The sequence below is a fragment of the Tepidiphilus margaritifer DSM 15129 genome, from assembly GCF_000425565.1.
GTDB lineage: Bacteria > Pseudomonadota > Gammaproteobacteria > Burkholderiales > Rhodocyclaceae > Tepidiphilus > Tepidiphilus margaritifer.
Genome location: NZ_AUDR01000013.1, coordinates 229376 through 247028 on the forward strand (window position 1 = coordinate 229376; position 17653 = coordinate 247028).

16 protein-coding genes and 1 tRNA gene are annotated in these 17653 nt (G+C 66.3%); 7 read left to right on the forward strand and 10 right to left on the reverse strand.

Annotation, left to right across the window (positions count from 1 at the left end):
* Window positions 1-28: 28 nt before the first annotated feature.
* Window positions 29-631, reverse strand: coding sequence for an SCO family protein (locus H607_RS11270; protein WP_051240588.1), 603 nt, complete (start codon window positions 629-631; stop codon window positions 29-31).
* A 226-nt stretch (window positions 632-857) separates the two neighbouring features.
* On the opposite strand from H607_RS11270, the gene H607_RS0101870 reads away from it, so the two are divergent.
* Window positions 858-3173: a TonB-dependent receptor gene (locus tag H607_RS0101870; RefSeq protein WP_037989231.1), complete on the forward strand. Its 2316-nt coding sequence runs from the start codon at window positions 858-860 to the stop codon at window positions 3171-3173.
* Here H607_RS0101870 and ttcA read toward each other — a convergent pair.
* The 3 genes from ttcA to H607_RS0101885 all read right to left on the reverse strand — a co-directional run bounded on the left by ttcA (window position 3163) and on the right by H607_RS0101885 (window position 4662).
* A complete protein-coding gene (gene ttcA / locus H607_RS0101875) occupies window positions 3163-4044 on the reverse strand; it encodes a tRNA 2-thiocytidine(32) synthetase TtcA (protein WP_083961872.1) in 882 nt (293 codons plus the stop codon). The genes H607_RS0101870 and ttcA overlap by 11 nt on opposite strands.
* A gap of 56 nt (window positions 4045-4100) precedes the next feature.
* Window positions 4101-4529, reverse strand: a complete 429-nt coding sequence (locus H607_RS0101880; RefSeq protein WP_028874026.1) for a pyrimidine dimer DNA glycosylase/endonuclease V — start codon at window positions 4527-4529, stop codon at window positions 4101-4103.
* Window positions 4530-4586: 57 nt separating this feature from the next.
* Window positions 4587-4662, reverse strand: a tRNA-Asn gene (locus H607_RS0101885).
* Between the two features lie 158 nt (window positions 4663-4820).
* Here H607_RS0101885 and cysK point away from each other — a divergent pair.
* Window positions 4821-5801, forward strand: a complete 981-nt coding sequence (gene cysK / locus H607_RS0101890) for a cysteine synthase A (RefSeq protein WP_028874027.1) — start codon at window positions 4821-4823, stop codon at window positions 5799-5801.
* A gap of 19 nt (window positions 5802-5820) precedes the next feature.
* On the forward strand, window positions 5821-6693 hold the full coding sequence (locus tag H607_RS0101895) for a 23S rRNA (adenine(2030)-N(6))-methyltransferase RlmJ (RefSeq protein WP_028874028.1): 873 nt from the start codon (window positions 5821-5823) through the stop codon (window positions 6691-6693).
* 10 nt (window positions 6694-6703) lie between these two features.
* Here the strand turns inward: H607_RS0101895 and H607_RS0101900 are convergent, their stop codons facing one another.
* Window positions 6704-7270, reverse strand: coding sequence for a hypothetical protein (locus H607_RS0101900; protein ID WP_028874029.1), 567 nt, complete (start codon window positions 7268-7270; stop codon window positions 6704-6706).
* Between the two features lie 119 nt (window positions 7271-7389).
* On the opposite strand from H607_RS0101900, the gene H607_RS12830 reads away from it, so the two are divergent.
* Window positions 7390-8280 carry a TonB family protein gene (locus tag H607_RS12830; protein ID WP_028874030.1) on the forward strand — a complete coding sequence of 297 codons (891 nt, stop codon included), beginning with the start codon at window positions 7390-7392 and terminating at the stop codon, window positions 8278-8280.
* Here H607_RS12830 and ylqF read toward each other — a convergent pair.
* Window positions 8262-9170, reverse strand: a complete 909-nt coding sequence (gene ylqF / locus H607_RS0101910) for a ribosome biogenesis GTPase YlqF (RefSeq protein ID WP_028874031.1) — start codon at window positions 9168-9170, stop codon at window positions 8262-8264. The genes H607_RS12830 and ylqF overlap by 19 nt on opposite strands.
* A gap of 89 nt (window positions 9171-9259) precedes the next feature.
* On the opposite strand from ylqF, the gene H607_RS11280 reads away from it, so the two are divergent.
* The 3 genes from H607_RS11280 to mnmA all read left to right on the forward strand — a co-directional run bounded on the left by H607_RS11280 (window position 9260) and on the right by mnmA (window position 11882).
* Entirely contained in the window at window positions 9260-9841 is a 582-nt protein-coding gene (locus H607_RS11280) for a chalcone isomerase family protein (protein WP_051240559.1), read from the forward strand.
* 397 nt (window positions 9842-10238) lie between these two features.
* Complete coding sequence (locus H607_RS0101920; protein ID WP_028874032.1) at window positions 10239-10700, forward strand: NUDIX hydrolase; 462 nt, start codon at window positions 10239-10241, stop codon at window positions 10698-10700.
* Window positions 10701-10706: 6 nt separating this feature from the next.
* On the forward strand, window positions 10707-11882 hold the full coding sequence (gene mnmA, locus H607_RS0101925) for a tRNA 2-thiouridine(34) synthase MnmA (protein ID WP_281168718.1): 1176 nt from the start codon (window positions 10707-10709) through the stop codon (window positions 11880-11882).
* Here the strand turns inward: mnmA and H607_RS0101930 are convergent.
* The 4 genes from H607_RS0101930 to glnE form a co-directional block, all read right to left on the reverse strand.
* Window positions 11857-12795, reverse strand: a complete 939-nt coding sequence (locus H607_RS0101930) for a hypothetical protein (protein ID WP_028874034.1) — start codon at window positions 12793-12795, stop codon at window positions 11857-11859. The two genes, mnmA and H607_RS0101930, sit on opposite strands and share 26 nt — an antisense overlap.
* 149 nt (window positions 12796-12944) lie before the next feature.
* On the reverse strand, window positions 12945-13400 hold the full coding sequence (locus tag H607_RS0101935) for a SixA phosphatase family protein (RefSeq protein ID WP_028874035.1): 456 nt from the start codon (window positions 13398-13400) through the stop codon (window positions 12945-12947).
* 5 nt (window positions 13401-13405) lie between these two features.
* Window positions 13406-14899: a CYTH and CHAD domain-containing protein gene (locus tag H607_RS11285; protein WP_051240560.1), complete on the reverse strand. Its 1494-nt coding sequence runs from the start codon at window positions 14897-14899 to the stop codon at window positions 13406-13408.
* Window positions 14900-14915: 16 nt separating this feature from the next.
* On the reverse strand, window positions 14916-17591 hold the full coding sequence (gene glnE, locus H607_RS0101945) for a bifunctional [glutamate--ammonia ligase]-adenylyl-L-tyrosine phosphorylase/[glutamate--ammonia-ligase] adenylyltransferase (RefSeq protein ID WP_051240561.1): 2676 nt from the start codon (window positions 17589-17591) through the stop codon (window positions 14916-14918).
* Window positions 17592-17653: the final 62 nt, after the last annotated feature.

The following is a 17653-nucleotide window of genomic DNA, read 5'->3' on the forward strand; positions in this document are numbered from 1 at the left end:
TTCCTCAGGGCAAAAGCGGCGTGGCCGTTCATTCGGCGAGAATCCGCCGCACGTCCGCGGCGAAGTCTTCGGCCGACAGACTATGCGGCACGGCCAGCCTGAGTTTGCCATGAGCATTATAGACGAAAGTGGTGGCGGTGTGGTCCATGGTGTAAGAGCTTCCCGTGGGCACCTTGCGATAATAGACACGGAATTCCTTGGCAGTACGGGCTACTTCCTCCGGGTTGCCCACCAGGCCGACGAAGGAAGGATCGAAGGCAGCGAGATAGGCACGAACGACCTCGGGAGTGTCCCGCTCGGGATCGACCGTGATGAAGACGATACGAAAGCGATTGCCCTCCTCCCCCAGCAGGCGTTTCACTTCCACCGCGCGCGACAACGCCGTGGGGCATACGTCGGGGCACTGCAGAAAGCCGAAATAGACTCCCACGACTGCGCCGCGGAAGTCGTCGAGCGTGCGCAGGCGTCCTTGCGTGTCGGGCAGTCGTAGCTCGCGGCCGAAGGTCGGGTCGTGTAGCTCGGTCGCGTGGAAGGGCGAAGACGATTCGGCGCGGTTGCACGCGCTCAAGGCAAACGCCAGGATCACGAGGAAGGTGTGGCAGGCGTGACGCAACAGGGGGATTCCGTTCATGGGGGCTCCGGACGTGTCGCCGTCCTCGATCAGCGGGGGCATCATAGAAAGGCTTTTGTTCATTGACAACCGGAAAGCGCAGGGAGTTTGCGCAACATCAACTTCATCCTTTCTGAAGTTGACAATCCTCAATTGAGCCGCGGGAAACGAAACGTTACGATGGCGCCGCCCGTCGCCGCCTTGCCGGCGACCCCGTTTGTTGCCGCATCGAAAGGAGCCTCGTTTCATGACCGACTCTCTCGTTTCCTCGTTTCCGTCGCGGCGCAGACCCCTGGCGCTCGCCCTGGCACTCGTCTTCGCCGGCCTGCCTTCGGCCTGGGCCCAAAGTGAAACGGCCTCGCCGGAAGGCAAGGTGCTCGCGCCGGTGATCATCTCCGGCACCCGGGAACAGGCCGCCCCGCCAGCGACGACGCTCGGCCCGCAGGAACTCGCCCCGCTGCGCGCCGCCACAGCCGACACGGCGAGCCTGTTGCGCAAGGTGCCGGGTGTGACGCTCTATGGCGCGGGGGGCGCTTCCAGCCTGCCGGCGATCCATGGGCTCGCTGACGAGCGGCTGCGGCTGCAGGTCGATGGCATGGACCTGCTCTCGGCCTGCCCCAACCACATGAACCCGGCCTTTTCCTATCTCGCTCCGAGCCAGGTCGAGACCATCCAGGTGTGGACCGGGGTCACGCCGGTGAGCGTGGGGGGCGACGCGATCGGCGGGGCGATCGTCGTCGAGACGCCCAAACCGCGCTTCGCCGCGCCCGGCCAGGGCACACTCGTCACCGGCGAGGCCGGTACCTATTACCGCAGCAACGGCGATGGCTTCGGGGTCCATGGCGCGGCCACGATCGCCGGCGAGCAGGTGAGCGTGCGCTATCTCGGGGCATTTGCCAAGGCAGACGATTACCATGCGGGTGGCAACTTCAAGGACTTCACCGCCACCGGCCGCCTCGGCCATACGCTTGCGCGCGACGAGGTCGGCTCTTCCGCCTACGAGCTGAACAACCACCTCATCGGGCTTGCGCTGCGGGACGGCGCTCATCTCGTCGACGCCTCGGTCGCCATCCAGAGCGTCCCCTATCAGCTCTATCCCAACCAGCGCATGGATATGCTGGAGAACGATTCCAAGCTCTTCAACCTGCGCTATCTCGGGCAGTTCGACTGGGGCTCGCTCGATGCCAAGGTCTATCACCAGAGCGTCGACCACTCCATGGATTTCGGCAAGGACAAGCGCTATTGGTACAGCCAGCGTTCCATGGTTCCGGGCGACGCCATCAATGGACAGCCCTGTGCCCCGATCGACGGGACTTGCGCCGCCGGTATGCCCATGAATACCGAGAGCAAGACGACCGGGGCGAAACTCACCGCCAACATCGCCTTGGGCGAGCGCGACGTGCTGCGGGTGGGGGGTGAGTACCAGCATTACACGCTGGACGACTGGTGGCCGCCCTCCGGCGGCGGCATGTGGCCCGGCACCTTCTGGAACATCAAGAACGGCGAGCGCAACCGCGCCGGCCTCTTCGGCGAGTGGGAGACGAAACTGAGCGACCGTTGGATGGCGCTTGCCGGCGTGCGCTATGAACACGTCACCACCGACGCCGATCCCGTGCATGGCTACGGCAACATGATGGGCAATCAGATGCGTGATGCGGCCGCCTTCAACGCGCGCGACCGCAAGCGCACCGACGACAACCTCGACTTCACCGCGCTCACGCGCTATACCCTGGACGAGACGCGCGAATTCGAGCTCGGCTTCGCGCGCAAGGTCCGCTCGCCCAGCCTCTACGAGCGCTATCCGTGGTCGACCTGGCCCATGGCGGCGGTGATGAACAACTTCGTCGGCGACGGCAACGGTTACGTCGGCAATCCCGACCTCGAACCGGAGAAAGCCTACACCCTCTCGGGCACGATCGACTGGCACTCTGCCGATCGCCAATGGGGCCTGCGCTTCACGCCGTATCTCACCTACGTCGACGACTACATCGACGCGGTACAGTGGGACGCGACCAAGAACGCCCCGGCGACCTCGCTTGCTCGTCGCCAGTTCGTCGTGCTGCGCTACGAGAACCAGTCGGCGCGCCTCTACGGGTTCGATCTCTCGGGCAAGATGCCGCTCGCGCGCACCGGCTTGGGCGCTTTCGGCTTCGAGGGGGTGCTGAGCTACACCAACGGTGAGAACCGCGACACGGGCGACGATCTCTACAACATCGTGCCCTGGCGCGCCACGCTCACCCTCACGCACCAGCTCGCCGGCTGGAGCAACGCGCTCGACTGGGAACTCGTCTCGCGTAAGGACGACGTGTCGGATGCGCGCAACGAGATCAAGACGCCGGGCTATGGTCTGGTACACCTGCGCGCGAGCCATGCCTGGAAAGACGTGCGGCTCGACCTGGGTGTGGAGAACCTCTTCGACAAGCTCTATTACCTGCCCACCGGCGGAGCCTACGTCGGCCAGGGGACGACGATGAGCATCAACCCCACAGTACTACCCCCCTGGGGCATCGCCGTGCCGGGCATGGGGCGCTCGGTCTACGCCGCGATCAACGTCAAGTTCTGATCGTCGGAGTACCAAAGAAACGCACGGGCGCGGCGCCGACGGCTTCGTCGAGCGCCGCTTCCGTTTCTTTGGCTCCCGCAGCGAGCGAGGCGAAATCGAAGAGCGCGCGATCGAGCAGATGCGAGGGCACGGCGTGGCCGAGCGCGGTGAAGATCGAGGCGATGCGGCGCGGATCTTCCCGTTCCCAGGCACGCAGCATGGCCTTCACCTGCCGGCGCTGGGCGTTTTCCTGCGAGCCACACAGCGAGCAGGGGATGATGGGGAAGTTCATCCCGCGGGCGTAGCGCGCCAGATCCTCTTCCGCGCAATAGGCGAGCGGCCGGATCACCACCAGGTCGCCGTCGTCGTTGCGCAGTTTGGGCGGCATCGCCTTTAGCCGCCCGGCGAAGAAGAGATTGAGGAAAAAAGTCTCGAGGATGTCGTCGCGGTGGTGCCCCAGCGCCACCTTGTTCGCCCCCACCTCGCGCGCCGTGCGGTAGATGAGGCCACGGCGCAGCCGCGAGCACAGCGAGCAGGTGGTCTTCCCCTCGGGGATCTTCTCCTTGACGATGGAGTAGGTATCCTCGCGCACGATGCGGTATTCCACGCCGACCTGCGCAAAATGGCGCGGCAGCACGTCCTCGGGGAATCCCGGCTGGCGCTGGTCGAGGTTCATCGCGATCAGCCGGAAGCGTACCGGCGCGCGCGCCTGGAGCTTTTGCAGCAGCGCGAGCAGTCCAAGCGAATCCTTGCCGCCGGAGACGCACACCAGCACCGTGTCGCCTTCCTCGATCATGCCGAAGTCGGCGATCGCCTGGCCGACCTGGCGCAGCAGGCGTTTTTCCAGCTTGAGCAGTTTTTGCGAGGGCGTGTCGGAGTGCTCGGGGATCATCGGCAAGAGGGAGGAAACGACAGGGCCTGCGAGGATAGCACGAGCGGGTGCCCGGTTCAGCGCACGACTTCCCATTCGGCCACCGGGCCGGGCACCACGCGCATCAGCGGATGCGGCCGCGGCGTCGTGCCGTCGAGCCGGGCCGCGCGCTCCGGGTCGCGCTGCTCGAGTTTGCGCAATAGATGGACGAACTCATGGGCGAGCTGCCCCTCGCTGACCGCGATCGGGGCGACGTCTTCGCGGCGCGGCAGCTTCGTGCGATCGAAACGGTAGCCGCGGCGCTCGGCTTCATCGACCACCGTGTGCAGGTAGGCCGCGATCGCCGCCAGCGGCATCGGATGGGTTCGAAAGCGCACGAGCTGCGGATGGTGGCGATAGCCGCGCGTGGCGCCGGCGAGCACCGCCTGCGCGAGCAGCCCCTCGCGCCACAGGGCGACGAGCCCTTTGGCGTCGAGTAGAGAAGGGTGTAGGGACCAGAGACGCACCAGAGCATCCTTGCCCGGTGAGATCGAGCAGGCAAAGAGGGAATGAGGTGTATGTGTTGGCTCCCCGAGCAGGGCTCGAACCTGCGACCCACGGATTAACAGTCCGTTGCTCTACCGACTGAGCTATCGGGGAAAAGAGATTCAAATTATAGCGGATGGTCTGCCAGTGTCAAGCAAATCGTACGCCTTCGGCGTTATGCCCTAACCGTCATGAGCTTCGAGCGGCGGGTTGTAGGGCGACGGTGTCACGCGGGGTATCATGCGGTGCATCGCTTGATCGAGGAGAGAGAAATGGCCAACTGGTTTGCCGACAATCCCGCGTCCATCGGGCGTACGCCGCTCGTGCGTTTGAACCGCCTCACCGCCGGGGCCAAGGCGACGGTGCTCGCCAAGATCGAGGCGCGCAATCCTGCGTTTTCCGTGAAGTGCCGCATCGGTGCCTCTATGGTGGCCGATGCCGAGCGCCGCGGCCTGCTCGGTCCGGGCAAGGAGCTCATCGAGCCCACGAGTGGCAACACGGGGATCGCGCTCGCGTTCGTGGCTGCGGCCAAGGGGATTCCTCTCACGCTCACCATGCCCGAGACGATGAGCCTGGAGCGTCGGAAACTGCTCGCCGTCTTTGGCGCCAAGCTGGTGCTCACCGAAGGGGCCAAAGGCATGAAGGGCGCAATCGAACGGGCCGAGGCGATCGCCGCCTCCGACCCCCAGCGCTACGTGATGCTGCATCAGTTCCGCAATCCGGCCAACCCGGCCATCCACGAGCAGACCACGGGGCCGGAGATTTGGCACGATACCGACGGGCAGGTAGACGTTTTCGTCGCCGGCGTGGGCACCGGTGGCACCATCACCGGGGTGAGCCGCTACCTCAAGAAGACGCGCGGCAAGCCCGTCGTGTCGGTGGCGGTGGAGCCGGCGGGCAGTCCCGTGCTCACGCAGGCGCGGGAAGGCTTGCCGATCAAACCGGGACCGCACAAGATCCAGGGGATCGGCGCGGGGTTCGTGCCGGAAGTGCTCGATCTGTCGCTCATCGACCTGATCGAGCGCGTGGGCGACGAGGAGGCGATGGAGACTGCCCGGCGGCTCGCCCGCGAGGAAGGGATCCTCGCCGGCATCTCGAGCGGCGCGGCGGTGGCAGCGGCGCTGCGGCTGGCCAAACTGGACGAATACGCCGGAAAGACCATCGTCGTCGTCCTGCCCGATTCGGGCGAGCGTTACCTGAGTACGGCGCTCTTCGAGGGGATGTTCGATGCCTCGGGCCTGCCGGTTCGATGACGCGTGAAAGGACGGGACGGTGCTGAGCTATCGCCACGGTTTTCACGCGGGCAATCACGCCGACGTGCTCAAGCACTGGGTGCTGGCCGAAGTGCTGACTTACTTCAACGCCAAGCCCGCACCCTGGACTTACGTCGACACCCACGCCGGCGCCGGCCTCTATCGGCTGGGCGCCGGGGTGGGGGGGACGCAGGCGAGTCACGAATTCCGCGAAGGGATCGCACGCCTGTGGGCGGCGCGCGCCGAGGCGCCGGCGGTGTTCTCCGCGTATCTGGAGTCAGTGGCGGCGTTTAATCCCGCCGGCCGTTTGGAGCTCTACCCTGGGTCGCCCGCGATCGCACGGCAGTTCGCCCGCAGTGGCGCTCGCGGCAAGGGGGGCGACCGTCTGGTGTGTTTCGAACGCCATCCGCGCGACTTCGCCGCGCTCGAGCGGCTCTTCGCGGGCGATGCGCAGGTGCGCTGCCTTGCGGCCGACGGTTTTGCCGGGGCATTGCAGGTGCTACCGCCGCCCTCGCGCCGCGGGGTGATCCTCATCGATCCGCCTTATGAAGTGCGCGGCGACTACGTGCGGCTCATCCCCGCCGTGCGGGCGATGCTGGCGAAGTTTCCGCAGGCGACGGTGCTCGTGTGGTATCCGCGCCTGCGGCGGGTGGAGGCGGAGGAGCTGCGCCGGCGTCTGGTGAACCTCGCGCCGGAGGATCATCTGCGGGTGGAGCTGCAGGTGTCGCCGCCACCCGTGGGCGGCCGCGGCATGACGGCGAGCGGCCTCGTGGTGCTCCATCCGCCCTATGTGTTGGCGCAGCGGCTGCAAGATGGCTTGCCGTGGCTCGCCGGACGGCTGGAGGAGGCGCCGGGGCAGGGAGGGTGGACGCTCGAGGCGAGCATCGCCTGAGCGCACCGGGTCAATCCTTGCCGGGGCGGATGGGGTCGGAAAAGACGAGCGTGCCGTCCTTGCGCATCATGAGGTTGTCGCGGCTGAGCAGATCCGGAATCACGCGGTAAGTCTCGGCGAATCGCGCCAGCGCTTCGACCGCTTGTTTCATGCCGGCATCGAACGGCGGCGGCTTGAGCTCGGTGAGCTGCTGCAGCGCGATGCGGCCCATCATCTGGCCCAGCTGTTGCCACTGCTGGCACAGGTCCCACCAGGCGTGGATCAGCCGCCGGGCGGCGTCGGCAGCGGGGCTCGTCTCGGGGATGGGATAGAGCTTTTCCACCTCGAAGAGGTGCATGGGAAAGCCGTTGCTGGCGCGTCCGATGATGCCGTGGTAGGCGTAGACGGTGGGGAAGTGCGGCCCCTGGGGGCGGTCGTCGGCGGCGTAGAGCAGGTATTCGTCCGGATGGGTGATGATCTTATAGACCCGCTCGCCGTCCCCTTTGTCGAGCACAATGCTGTAGCGCCCCCGCGCGATCTCGGGTTTTCCCTCGAGCAGCGGGTGTTTGGGCACCGGGTCGGGGATTTTGTCGGTCATGGTCTCGCTCCCTCTGGGGTATGTTCAATGATAGCGTAAATCCGGTGCGGCGAAGGAGCGAGTGCCCCGGCGGGGTGCCAATGCGATAATCCCCCTTTGCCTTTCATTGAAATGCTTCGATGCAAGAAGATTCGTTCGGGGGAACGGCGCGGCGTGCGGGCCGGCAATGGCGGCCGGCGCTGGCGGCGTGGGCCTTGGCGCTCGCGGTACATGCGCTCGCTTTCGGCCTGCTGGCGGCAGGGCTCTCGTCCGCCTGGCTGCCTCGCGATCCCCCTCCTTTGGCTGTGACCCTGGTCGGGCCACCGGACGAGTCGCCGGATTCGGCCGCTGTGGGCAAGGCGCCAGGTGGGGAGGACAGGCTCGCGGCGCCTGTGTCCGAGCCGCCGGCCGACGTTTCGCCGCACGCGCACTCTGCTCGGCTCTCGATGTCTGCCCCTGGCCGGACGACGGCTGCGCCGCGAGCCGTGGCGGTGAAGGCGGCGCGAATGCCTTTGCCCGAGAGGCGGGTTCCCTCTTCGGACGCGATGCCCGCGATCAAAACGCCCGTGCCGGCCGGCGAGGAGGGCCATCCTCCATCGCAGGGGCCCTCGCAGGAAGCGGGCGAGGGCCGCGGCGGCGCCGAGCCTGCCGTTGCGACTGGCGAAGGGGCGTCCGGGCACGGGAACGGGGCGTCCGGGCCGTCTTCCGGAAGCGGGGGAGAAGGGGGCGGGGGTGCCGCCGGTTCCAAGGGCGGGGCGCCCTGGTCCGAGCGGCTTCGTGCCTGGCTCGAGGCGCACAAGGTCTATCCGCCGAAGGCGCGGCGCCTGGGCGTGGAGGGGACCGTGTGGGTGCGGCTTTCCTGCTCGGGAGGGAAGGCGGTCGTGCAGCTCGAGCGTTCGTCGGGTTCGCCCTGGCTCGACGATGCGGCGCTCGCGCTCGTGCACGAGGCGGTGGCGGCGCTCCAGGGGGATGCAGCCGTGTGCGCCCACGGCGAACTCACGGTGCCGATCGGCTATCGCCTGGTCGGTTGATCGTCCGTTTCGGCGAGCAAGGCCGCCTCGTGCGCGGCGATCATGGCGGCGCGCGAGGCGGGGGTCTCCAGAGTGAGGGGGCCGAGCTTGCCCTCGCGAAAATCCTGCAGGAGGATATTGGCCGCCTTTTCCCGGTCGAGTTCGCCGCCCTTGCGTCGGCAGCCGCGTCGCTCGCCGATGGCTGCGATGATCTCGTCGCCGTTCATTCCCGTGGGGTCGAAACGATAGCGTGCGGTGAGCCGATCGGCGTAGCCTTGGGCGATCAGGGTCTCGGCGAGAAAGGCCGCGACTTCCTCTTCGGCCACGGCGTTACGCCCAATGGCGTGGCAGGCGGCGAGCAGGTAACCGTCGGCATCGAATTCGATCTTGGGCCACATCAGGCCGGGGGTGTCGGTAATGCTGCGCAAGCCCGGCAGATCGTAGCGTTGCACGCTTTTCGTCACCGCCGGCTCGTCCCCGACCTTGGCGGCCTTGCGGCCGATGAGGGCGTTGAGCAGCGTGGATTTGCCGACGTTGGGAATGCCGGCGATCATCAAGCGCAGCGGTTTGGTCGGTTCGCTGCGGTGCGGCGCGAGCCGCTCGCAGGCGGGCAGGATACGGCGCACGTCGGCCGGGTTCTTGGCGCAGACGGCGAGCGCACGCACGCCCTCCTCGCGCTCGAAGGCGGCGATCCATTCGGCGGTACGGACCGGATCGGCGAGGTCGGCCTTGTTGAGCAGCTTCAGGCAGGGACGCTGCCGGCTGCGGCGCAGCGCCTCGAGCACGGGGTTGCGGCTCGCTGCGGGAATGCGCGCGTCGAGCACCTCGATGAGCACGTCGACGTCGGCAAGCGTCTCTTCGAGCTTGCGCCGCGCCGCGTGCATGTGGCCGGGAAACCATTGGATGGGCATGGGGCGATCATACTACAGCATGAGGGCGTTGACGAATGAAAGCTTTGGCACTAGCATGCATTTTATTCAAACGTTTGTTGGAGTATTATATGAAAGCCTTGTGCCGTTGGATGCTCGTCTTGTGCGGTTTGTCGTGCCTCGGGTCATTGGCGTGGGGCGGGGAGGCAAAGAGCGAATTCGCGCCAACCCTCGAACGTGAAGGACGGGTGCTCGTGCGCAACGGCTCGGGGGTACGCACGAAGCTCGTCTTTGACGTCTATGCCATGGCTTTGTATCTGCCGCAACGGGCGGAAACGGCTGAGGCAGTATTGTCGTCTCCGCCGCCGCGCGTGATTGCGATCCGTTTGCTGCGACACCTGGACGGACGCACCTTTGCCGAAGCGCTGTGGGAGGGGCTCGAGAAGAATCATGCGCCGGATGTGCTTGCCACGTTTCGTGCCCCCTTGGCTAGACTCAGGGCGGCGATGGAGGCGTCGGGTGAGATGAAAGCAGGGACCGCCGTGGAAATCACCGAGAACCTTCATGGAGAAACTTCCATTCTCGTCGATGGACAGGCGTTGATGGAGCCGGTGCGTGAGCCGGGTTTCTTCCCGGTGCTGCTGGCGATCTGGCTGGGACCCTCTCCGGTGCAGGAATCGCTGAAGACGGCTTTGTTGGGCCGAAAAGAGTGAAATCGGTTATAACCTACTGCGCGGCTACATGGCGGCGTTGCGCGGTGCTCGGATGCTCGCCTATCCATTCGATATGTCTCGTATCCTGTGCTCCGGGCGCCTTGCCCTACAGCCGCTCTCGACGGTTCTTCGAGGTGCCCTACGATTTTTCGCGTACCATTTTTTCAGCCGCCCGTTGCCGGCGACAGGAATCGTTCCACCGTCGTTAGCGGCAAGAGAACGGAACCCTCACGCTTGGCGAGGGCAACCAGCAGACGGTCGCCGGTGATGGGTCTGCCAATGGCACACCGGACACAAAAACCCATCGGCGTAGGGGAACGAGGGGCGCTTCGGTCGAGAACCGAAGGCCATCGTATCGGTCTTATAATGCCTTTTTCAGCGGATGCAGAGGCGCGCGATGGGCGAAGTGTGGCGGCCGCACGTGACGGTGGCGGCGGTGATCGAGCGCGAGGGGCGCTTTTTGTTCGTCGAGGAGGAAACGGAGTTCGGCGTGCGCTTGAACCAGCCGGCGGGACATCTGGAGCCGGGGGAGTCGCTCGTCGAGGCGGTGGCGCGTGAAACACTGGAAGAGACTCGACTGCGGTTCGTGCCCAACGCCGTGGTGGGGGTGTATCAATGGACTCGGCCCGACGGGGCGCTCACTTACCTGCGCTTTGCCTTTTCCGGCAAGGTGACGGGCGAGGAGTCCGAGCGCGCGCTGGACGAGGGGATTTTGCGCACGTTGTGGCTGTCGCCGGAAGAAGTGGAGGCAGCGGGGCGCGAAGGGCGTCTGCGCAGCCCCATGGTGCTTTCTTGTGTGCGTGACTGGCGCGAGGGGCGGCGCTACAGCCTGGATTTGATCCGCCATTTGGCGGGCTGAGGAGCCATGATGGTCGAACTCGATTGGGATGCGATCGGCGTCGAGCCGGGCGAGGGGCGCCACGTGGTGGTGGGGCTCTCGGGCGGGGTGGATTCGTCGGTGGCGGCCTGGATTCTGCAGGAGCGCGGCTGGCGTGTGACGGGCGTGTTCATGAAGAACTGGGAAGACGATGACGACGAGGAGTATTGCTCGACGCGCCAGGATCTGATCGACGTGGTGAGCGTGTGCGATCTGCTGGGCATCGAGCTGGAAGTCGTCAATTTCGCCAAGGAATACAAGGAGCGGGTCTTCTCGGAGTTCCTCGCCGAATACGCGGCGGGGCGCACGCCCAATCCGGACGTGCTGTGCAACGCCGAAATCAAGTTCGCCTGTTTCCTCGATCATGCCATGGCGCTGGGGGCCGAGCGCATCGCCACGGGGCACTACGCGCAGGTGCGGCGCTGGGAGGACGAGGAGGGGGCGACGTATCAGCTCCTCAAAGCGGAGGACGGCACGAAGGATCAGAGCTATTTCCTCTACCGGCTGGATCAGGCGCAGCTTTCGCGTTCGATGTTCCCGTTGGGGCGGCTCTACAAGCGTGAGGTGCGCAGAATCGCCCGGGCGCTGGAGCTGCCGGTGGCGGAGAAGAAGGATTCGACGGGGATCTGTTTCATCGGCGAGCGGCCGTTTCGTGAGTTCTTGCAGCGCTACCTGCCGGCGCGCCCCGGCGAGATCCGCGCGCTCGACGATGGGCGCGTGCTGGGGACGCACCAGGGGGTGATGTATTACACGTTGGGGCAACGCAAGGGCTTGGGCATCGGCGGGGTGAAAGGGGGGGCGAATCCCGACGAACACGAGGCGTGGTACGTGGCGGCCAAGGACGTGGCGGCCAACGTGCTCTACGTGGTGCAGGGGCGCGAGCACCCGGCCCTGTGGCACGATCGGCTCACGGCGGTGTGCTGCCACTGGATCTCGGGCCGGGCGCCGCATACGCATTGGGTGTATACGGCCAAACCGCGCTACCGCTCGAGCGATGCTCCCTGCGAGATCGAGCGGGTGGAGGGGGATCGCGCCGAGATCATATTCGCGCAGCCGCAGTGGGCGCTCACGCCGGGCCAGAGCGTGGTGGTGTATGAGTCCCGCGTGTGTCTGGGCGGGGGGATCATCGAGACGGTGGTCACGCAACCAGGCGGTGCCGGGTGATGGCGAGCGCCCCCGTGGCGAAGTGTTCGCAGCGGGCGATGTAGTTCTGTGTGCTCTTGGGCATGGGGGTGCGGGCGCGGGTGATGTGCCCGATGAGTTCCTTGCCGTCGAGGATGAGCCGCTCGCCGTCGGTGATGAGCAGCAGCTCTTCGCGCGAGGGCGGGGTGGCGAGCTTGGGTTTGTAGTTGGCGAGGTTTTCGCCGGCCACGACGAAGTCGGCCCAGACGTCGAAAATCTCCTTGTCGGTGCGCAGCGTCTCGGTCTTGATCTTGGCCGCACGCGCATAGGCTTCGACGTAGGGGTTGATCCCCTGGAAAAAGGGGTGATGTCCAATGGTGGTGCACATCACCTGCGCGATATGGTCGATGTCGCGCATGGTCCAGGCGATCTTGAGATAGCGGCTCTCGTAGAAGTCCTCGATGGGGATGGAAAACGCGCGGAAAGGCTCGCCCCAGAGTTCGTCGATTCCCTCTTCACCGCTGCGGTGCAGCACGAGCCGTCCCAGGGAGAGGGCTTCTTGCAGGCAGCGTCCGCATTCGCGCATGAGGGCGTTGTCGGGGGTGATCTTGACACCGAGTTCCTCGAGCTCCGTGAGCTTGGTGAAAATATCGGTGGCTCGGTTGAAGAGTGCCCCGGCGAGCATCGCGCCTTTGACACGCTTTTTCTGCGGGTCGGTTTCGGACTCATAGGCGGCGCGGGCTTCGTCGAGTCGTTTGCCGGGAATGTTCAGCCCGTGTTCGACGTGGTTGAAGAGCCGCCGGGTGAGGGCCGCGATGAGGGTGCGTTTGGCTTGGACGGTGTCTTTGGGAATGGGATAGGTCTTGACCCAGTAGCCATCGTAATAGACTCGCTCGACGCCGTCGATGACGCGCCGCGTACCGTTGGGCGGAGGAGTGGTGCTGTCGTGAGCCATCGTTGCAAATTGTTTCCGGAAAAAGACAAGTGTAATGCGGCGATTGATGCGTCGCAATAGGGGATGAGGACGGAAGGGGCTTTCGCAGCGAGCAGGAGTAGGGCGCGGCGGGCAGGGAAGAGCCGGTCGGCAATCCCTTGGATGGTGCTTCAGTCGAGCAGTTCCGGATCGAGCACGACGCGTAGCACCGTCTCGGTGTGGCCGTGGCGCTGGCGGCGTTTGAACCACCACAGGGCGCCGCGCCGGATGGACCACGTGCTTTGCTGCCCGGCGAGGACGAGGGCGGCGATGCCGCCGAGGGTGGGTTGATGGCCGACGATGAGCGTGGGGCGTTCGAGATCGGGCCAGCCGATGGCCGTGAGTACGGCCAGAGGGGGAATGCCGGGGGCCGCTTCGGGCAGGAGTTCATACTCCTTGGTCCAGGCTTCGAGCGTTTGCCGGGCGCGACGGGCGGGGCTGCAGCAGCGGCGCAGATTCTCGGGGGCGTGCCGCTCCAGCCAGCGGGCGATGCGTTTGGCCTGGTGGTGTCCGTGTTCGGTGAGGGCGCGGGCGAGGTCGTCGTGCCCGTCTTGGGCTTCGGCGTGGCGCCACAGCAGTAGGTCCATGTCGGTCATCCGGTGAGGTCGTCTTCGAGCCAATCTTCGAGGTTGCCGAGGATCTCGGCGGTGTCGCGGGCGATGCGTTCGTGGTGCCAGGCGAGCAGCACGGCGGCGGCGAGCCGTTCGTCGGGATGGCGTTTTTGTCGTTGCGCGAGCGTTTCTCGTGCCGTATGCCAGTCCTGGGCGCGACCGAGTACGTCGAGGGCCCGCTTGAGTCGGGCCAAGGCGCGGGCGGTGGTCTTGCCTCGCCACAGGGAGTGAAAGAATTCTAGCCCATAGCGCAGCTTTTTGAGAGCGATGCGCAGCCGATGTTGGGCTTGGGGGGAGGGCTCGGCGAGGTGGGCGGTAAGCCGCCGGCGGGCTTTCTTGCGTAGCGCCTCGAGCCGGTCGCGGGCGAAGTGACGCAGGTCGCTGGCGCGGATGAGGGCGTTGCCGGGCAGCGCATCGAGTGCGGCGAGGAAGTCGAGGAGTACCCGTCCGTGGCGGCCGGGATCGAGCCGGCCGCTGCGGCGGCGCAGTTTGTCGCGCTCGCCGGAGAGCCGCGCCGCGAGCTCGGCGAGTGTTTCGTGCTCGACGGGACAACGTTCGAGGGCGGGGGCGAGCAGCTCGTCGAGGAGCACGTCGAGGTCGCGCGCCTGACTGAGTTCGGCGGCGAGCTCGCCGAGTCGTTCGCGCCATTGGGCCGCGAATTCGGGGCCGGTGACCGGCGCGAAGATCTGCAGCAGCGCCCTTAGCCGGCGCAGCGCGACGCGGATCTGGTGCAGGTATTCGGGGTCATGGCGGTAGGGGATGAGCGCCAGGTTACCGCTCCAGTGGGCGAGCACTTCGTCGGCGAGCGTGCGCAGCGCCGCGAGGGGGTCGTCCTTGGGGTCGAGTTCGACTTCCCCGGCTTTGACGGGGGTGGCCCAGGTGCCGGCGGCGAGTTGGCGTGCGCGTTCGGCCTTGCTGCGATTCTCGGGCCACAGGGAAATGTCCTGCGCCAGCGCCCGGGCGAGCGTCAGGAGTTCGATGGCCGGGACGTCGTAGGATTCGAGTTCGAGCTCGTGGATCGGCAATTTGGCTGCGCCGGATTCCAGCCGGCCGAGGTCGAGCGCGATCTCGATGTGTCCCTCGCCGGTGGGGAGTTCCCAGAGTTCGCGGCGAAACCAGGTGCGGAAGCGCGGTTCGAGGCGCTCGCGCGCTTTTTCCAGTCGCTCGCGCACGGCGTCGTCTTCGACGAAGGTGAAATCGAATGTGCCCTGCCAGGGAACTTCCCATTCATTGCGCGAGGAGAGTCCGCCGCGGCTGGGGGCGGCGGTTTTGACGGTGAGCAGGGTCCGCCCGGCCAGCCGGCGCAGACGCAGCGCGATGCCGTGGCGCGCGAGGGTCTCGTCTTCGGTGTCGTAATAGGTATTGTCAATGCGTACCGGGGGATGGTGGCGTGCCGCCGTGAGCAGGGGATGGGCGCGCAGTTTCGGCAGATCGCTGCGGTGGATGCCGAGTTTGAGTTCGGTTTCGACGGCCATGTCCATTCCTCGTGCATCAGGTGAAAATTCGTCGCCACAGGGCGATGATGGGCTCGCGCAGCGCCGCGGCTTCGTCTTCGGGGACGACGGCCGGAAGTTCGTCGAGGCGCTGGCGGTGCTGCAGCCGGCGCAGTTCGCGGTAGGCGTCGGCAACCTGCCGGGCGAGCGTGGCGTCGATGAGCCCCAAGTCTGCCGCACAGCGTAGCAGGGCGATGTTACCGGTATTCGCGGTGAGTTCGGGGTGTTCGTGGGCGTGCGCGAGCACGAGGTATTGCACCAGGAATTCGACGTCGACGAGTCCGCCCGGGTCGTGTTTGAGGTGGAAGAGCCCGGCGCGGGAGGGGTGGGCGTCGCGCATCTTTTGCCGCATGGCGAGCACTTCTTCCCTGAGTTTGGCAGGATCACGCGGCAGGCAGAGAATCTCACGGCGGATGGCTTCGAAGCGTGCGCCGAGTTCGGGGTCGCCAGCGCAGAAGCGGGCTCGGGTGAGCGCTTGGTGTTCCCAGGTCCAGGCTTTCTCGCGCTGATAGCGGTGGAATCCTTCGAGCGGGGTGACCGGCAGCCCGGCCTCGCCGTCGGGGCGCAGGCGCAGGTCGACTTCGTAGAGGATGCCGGCGGCTGTGCGGGTGGAGAGCCAGGTGTTGATGCGCTGGGCGTAGCGGGTGTAGGTTTCGAGTGCGTCGGGGTGGGGGTCGTCGAAAAGATACACGAGGTCGAGATCGGAGATGTAGCCCAGTTCCTTGCTGCCGAGTTTGCCATAGGCGATCACGGCGAAGCGCGGGGTGTCGGTGTGGCGGCGGCGCAGCTTGCGCCAGACGTAGCGCAGGGTGAGCTCGAGGAGGGTGTCGGCGAGCGCCGAGAGGTGGTCCGAGAGGCGCTCCACCGTGAGCCGACCGGCGAGGTCGCGCATGAGCAGGCGAAAGGCTTGGGCGTGGTGGTGTTCGCGCATCAGGTCCATCTGGCGTTCGGCATCGGGTTCGATGGCATCGAGCAGGCGCTCGAGCTCGTGCGCGAAGGCGGACCAGTCGGGTTCTTCGTCGAGGTGACGCTCGTCGAGGATTTCGTCGAGCAGAATGGGGTGGCGCGAGAGGTAGGTGGCGGCTTGGCGCGCCGCGCCGACGAGTTCGGCCACGCGCCGCAGGGCCTGCGGGTATTCCTGCAGTAGCGAGAGGTAGGCGCTGCGCCGGCCGATGGCCTCGAAGAGTTCGAGGAGACGTTCGAGCACCTCGTCGCGTTTGGGGTGCGTGGCGGCGATGTCGATGGCGCGCGGCAGCAGGGCGTCGAGCCGGTTGCGGTCGGCGGTAGTGAGCGCACGGGTGCGCGGTGAAGTGCGGAAGGCGTCGATGCGTCGGGCGAGCTCCTGGGGGCGAGCGAAGCCGCGTTCTTGCAGACAGTGTTCGACTTCGTCGACGGCGGCGCTGAGTACCGGTACGGCTACGGTGGTGCTTCGCGCTTCCTGTCCGAAGACGTGCGTGGATTCGGCGGCGACGCGTTCGCGGTGGCGCCGTAATTCGCGCTCGAAGCCGGGCCAGTCGGAGTATCCCATCGCCTGGGCGAGCAGTTGGCGCTGGGTGTCGTCGCGCGGCAGGCGGTGGGTCTGCGCGTCTTCCCAGTATTGCAGGCGGTGCTCGACGCGGCGCAGGAAGACGTAAGCCTCGTCGAGGGCCGCGGCGGTTTCCTGGGGCAGGATGTCGCGTTCGGCGAGCCGACGCAGGACCTGGCGCGTGGGGCGAATTTGGAGTTCGGGGTCGCGGCCGCCGCGGATGAGCTGGTGGACCTGGGCGATGAACTCGATCTCGCGGATGCCGCCGGGGCCGAGCTTGACGTCGTCGAGTCGATCCTGCCGCATCACTTCGTGGCGGATCTGGGCGTGCAGCGCCCGCATGGCCTCGATCGCGCCGTAGTCGAGGTATTTGCGAAAGACGAAAGGGCGCACGAGGGATTCGAGTTCCTGCCAGCGCTCGCCGCGCAGCACCCGCCCCTTGATCCAGGCATAGCGCTCCCATTCCCGCCCCTGGGTGAGGAGGTAGTTTTCGAGCATGTCGAAGGAACACACGAGTGGTCCGGAGTCGCCGTGCGGACGCAGGCGCATGTCGATGCGGAAGACGAATCCGTCGGCGGTGGGAGCGCCGAGGATGTGGATGAGGCGCCGGCCGAGCCGCTCGAAGAATTCGAAATTGCTGAGGATTTTCGGGCCGGCGGTGTCGCCGTCTTCGGGGTAGAGGAAGACGAGGTCGATGTCGGAGGAGACGTTGAGTTCGCGCCCGCCGAGCTTGCCCATGCCGACGATGAGTAGTTCCTGTTCCCAGCCGGAGGGGGAGAGCGGACGGCCGTGCCGTTCGATGAGACGCTCGAAGGCGTGGTCGTGGGCGGCCTCCAGGGCGACTTCGGCCAGTGTGGTCATGGTGCCGGTGACTTCGTCGAGGTCGGCGCGGCCGGCGAGATCGCGCAGGGCGATGTGCGCTAGAACCCGTGCCCGCAACCGCCGCAGAGCGGATTCCAGCCGTTCGTCGGCGTCGATTGGCAGGGGGCCGGGTGGATCGGCAAGGAACGCCTGCATCGACTCGCGGTCGATGGGGGAATCGAGCGTGGCGGCGAGCCGTTCCGCGAGCCAGGGACGGGATTCGAGCTGGCGTGCGAGAAAAGGGCTGTAACGGAGGGTTTCGGCGTAAGGAGCAGGCAGGGGCGACATGGAAGGCTCGGAGCGGGCGTCCGTTACAATGCAGGGTGCGTCCATTGTAGTGCAATGTGATA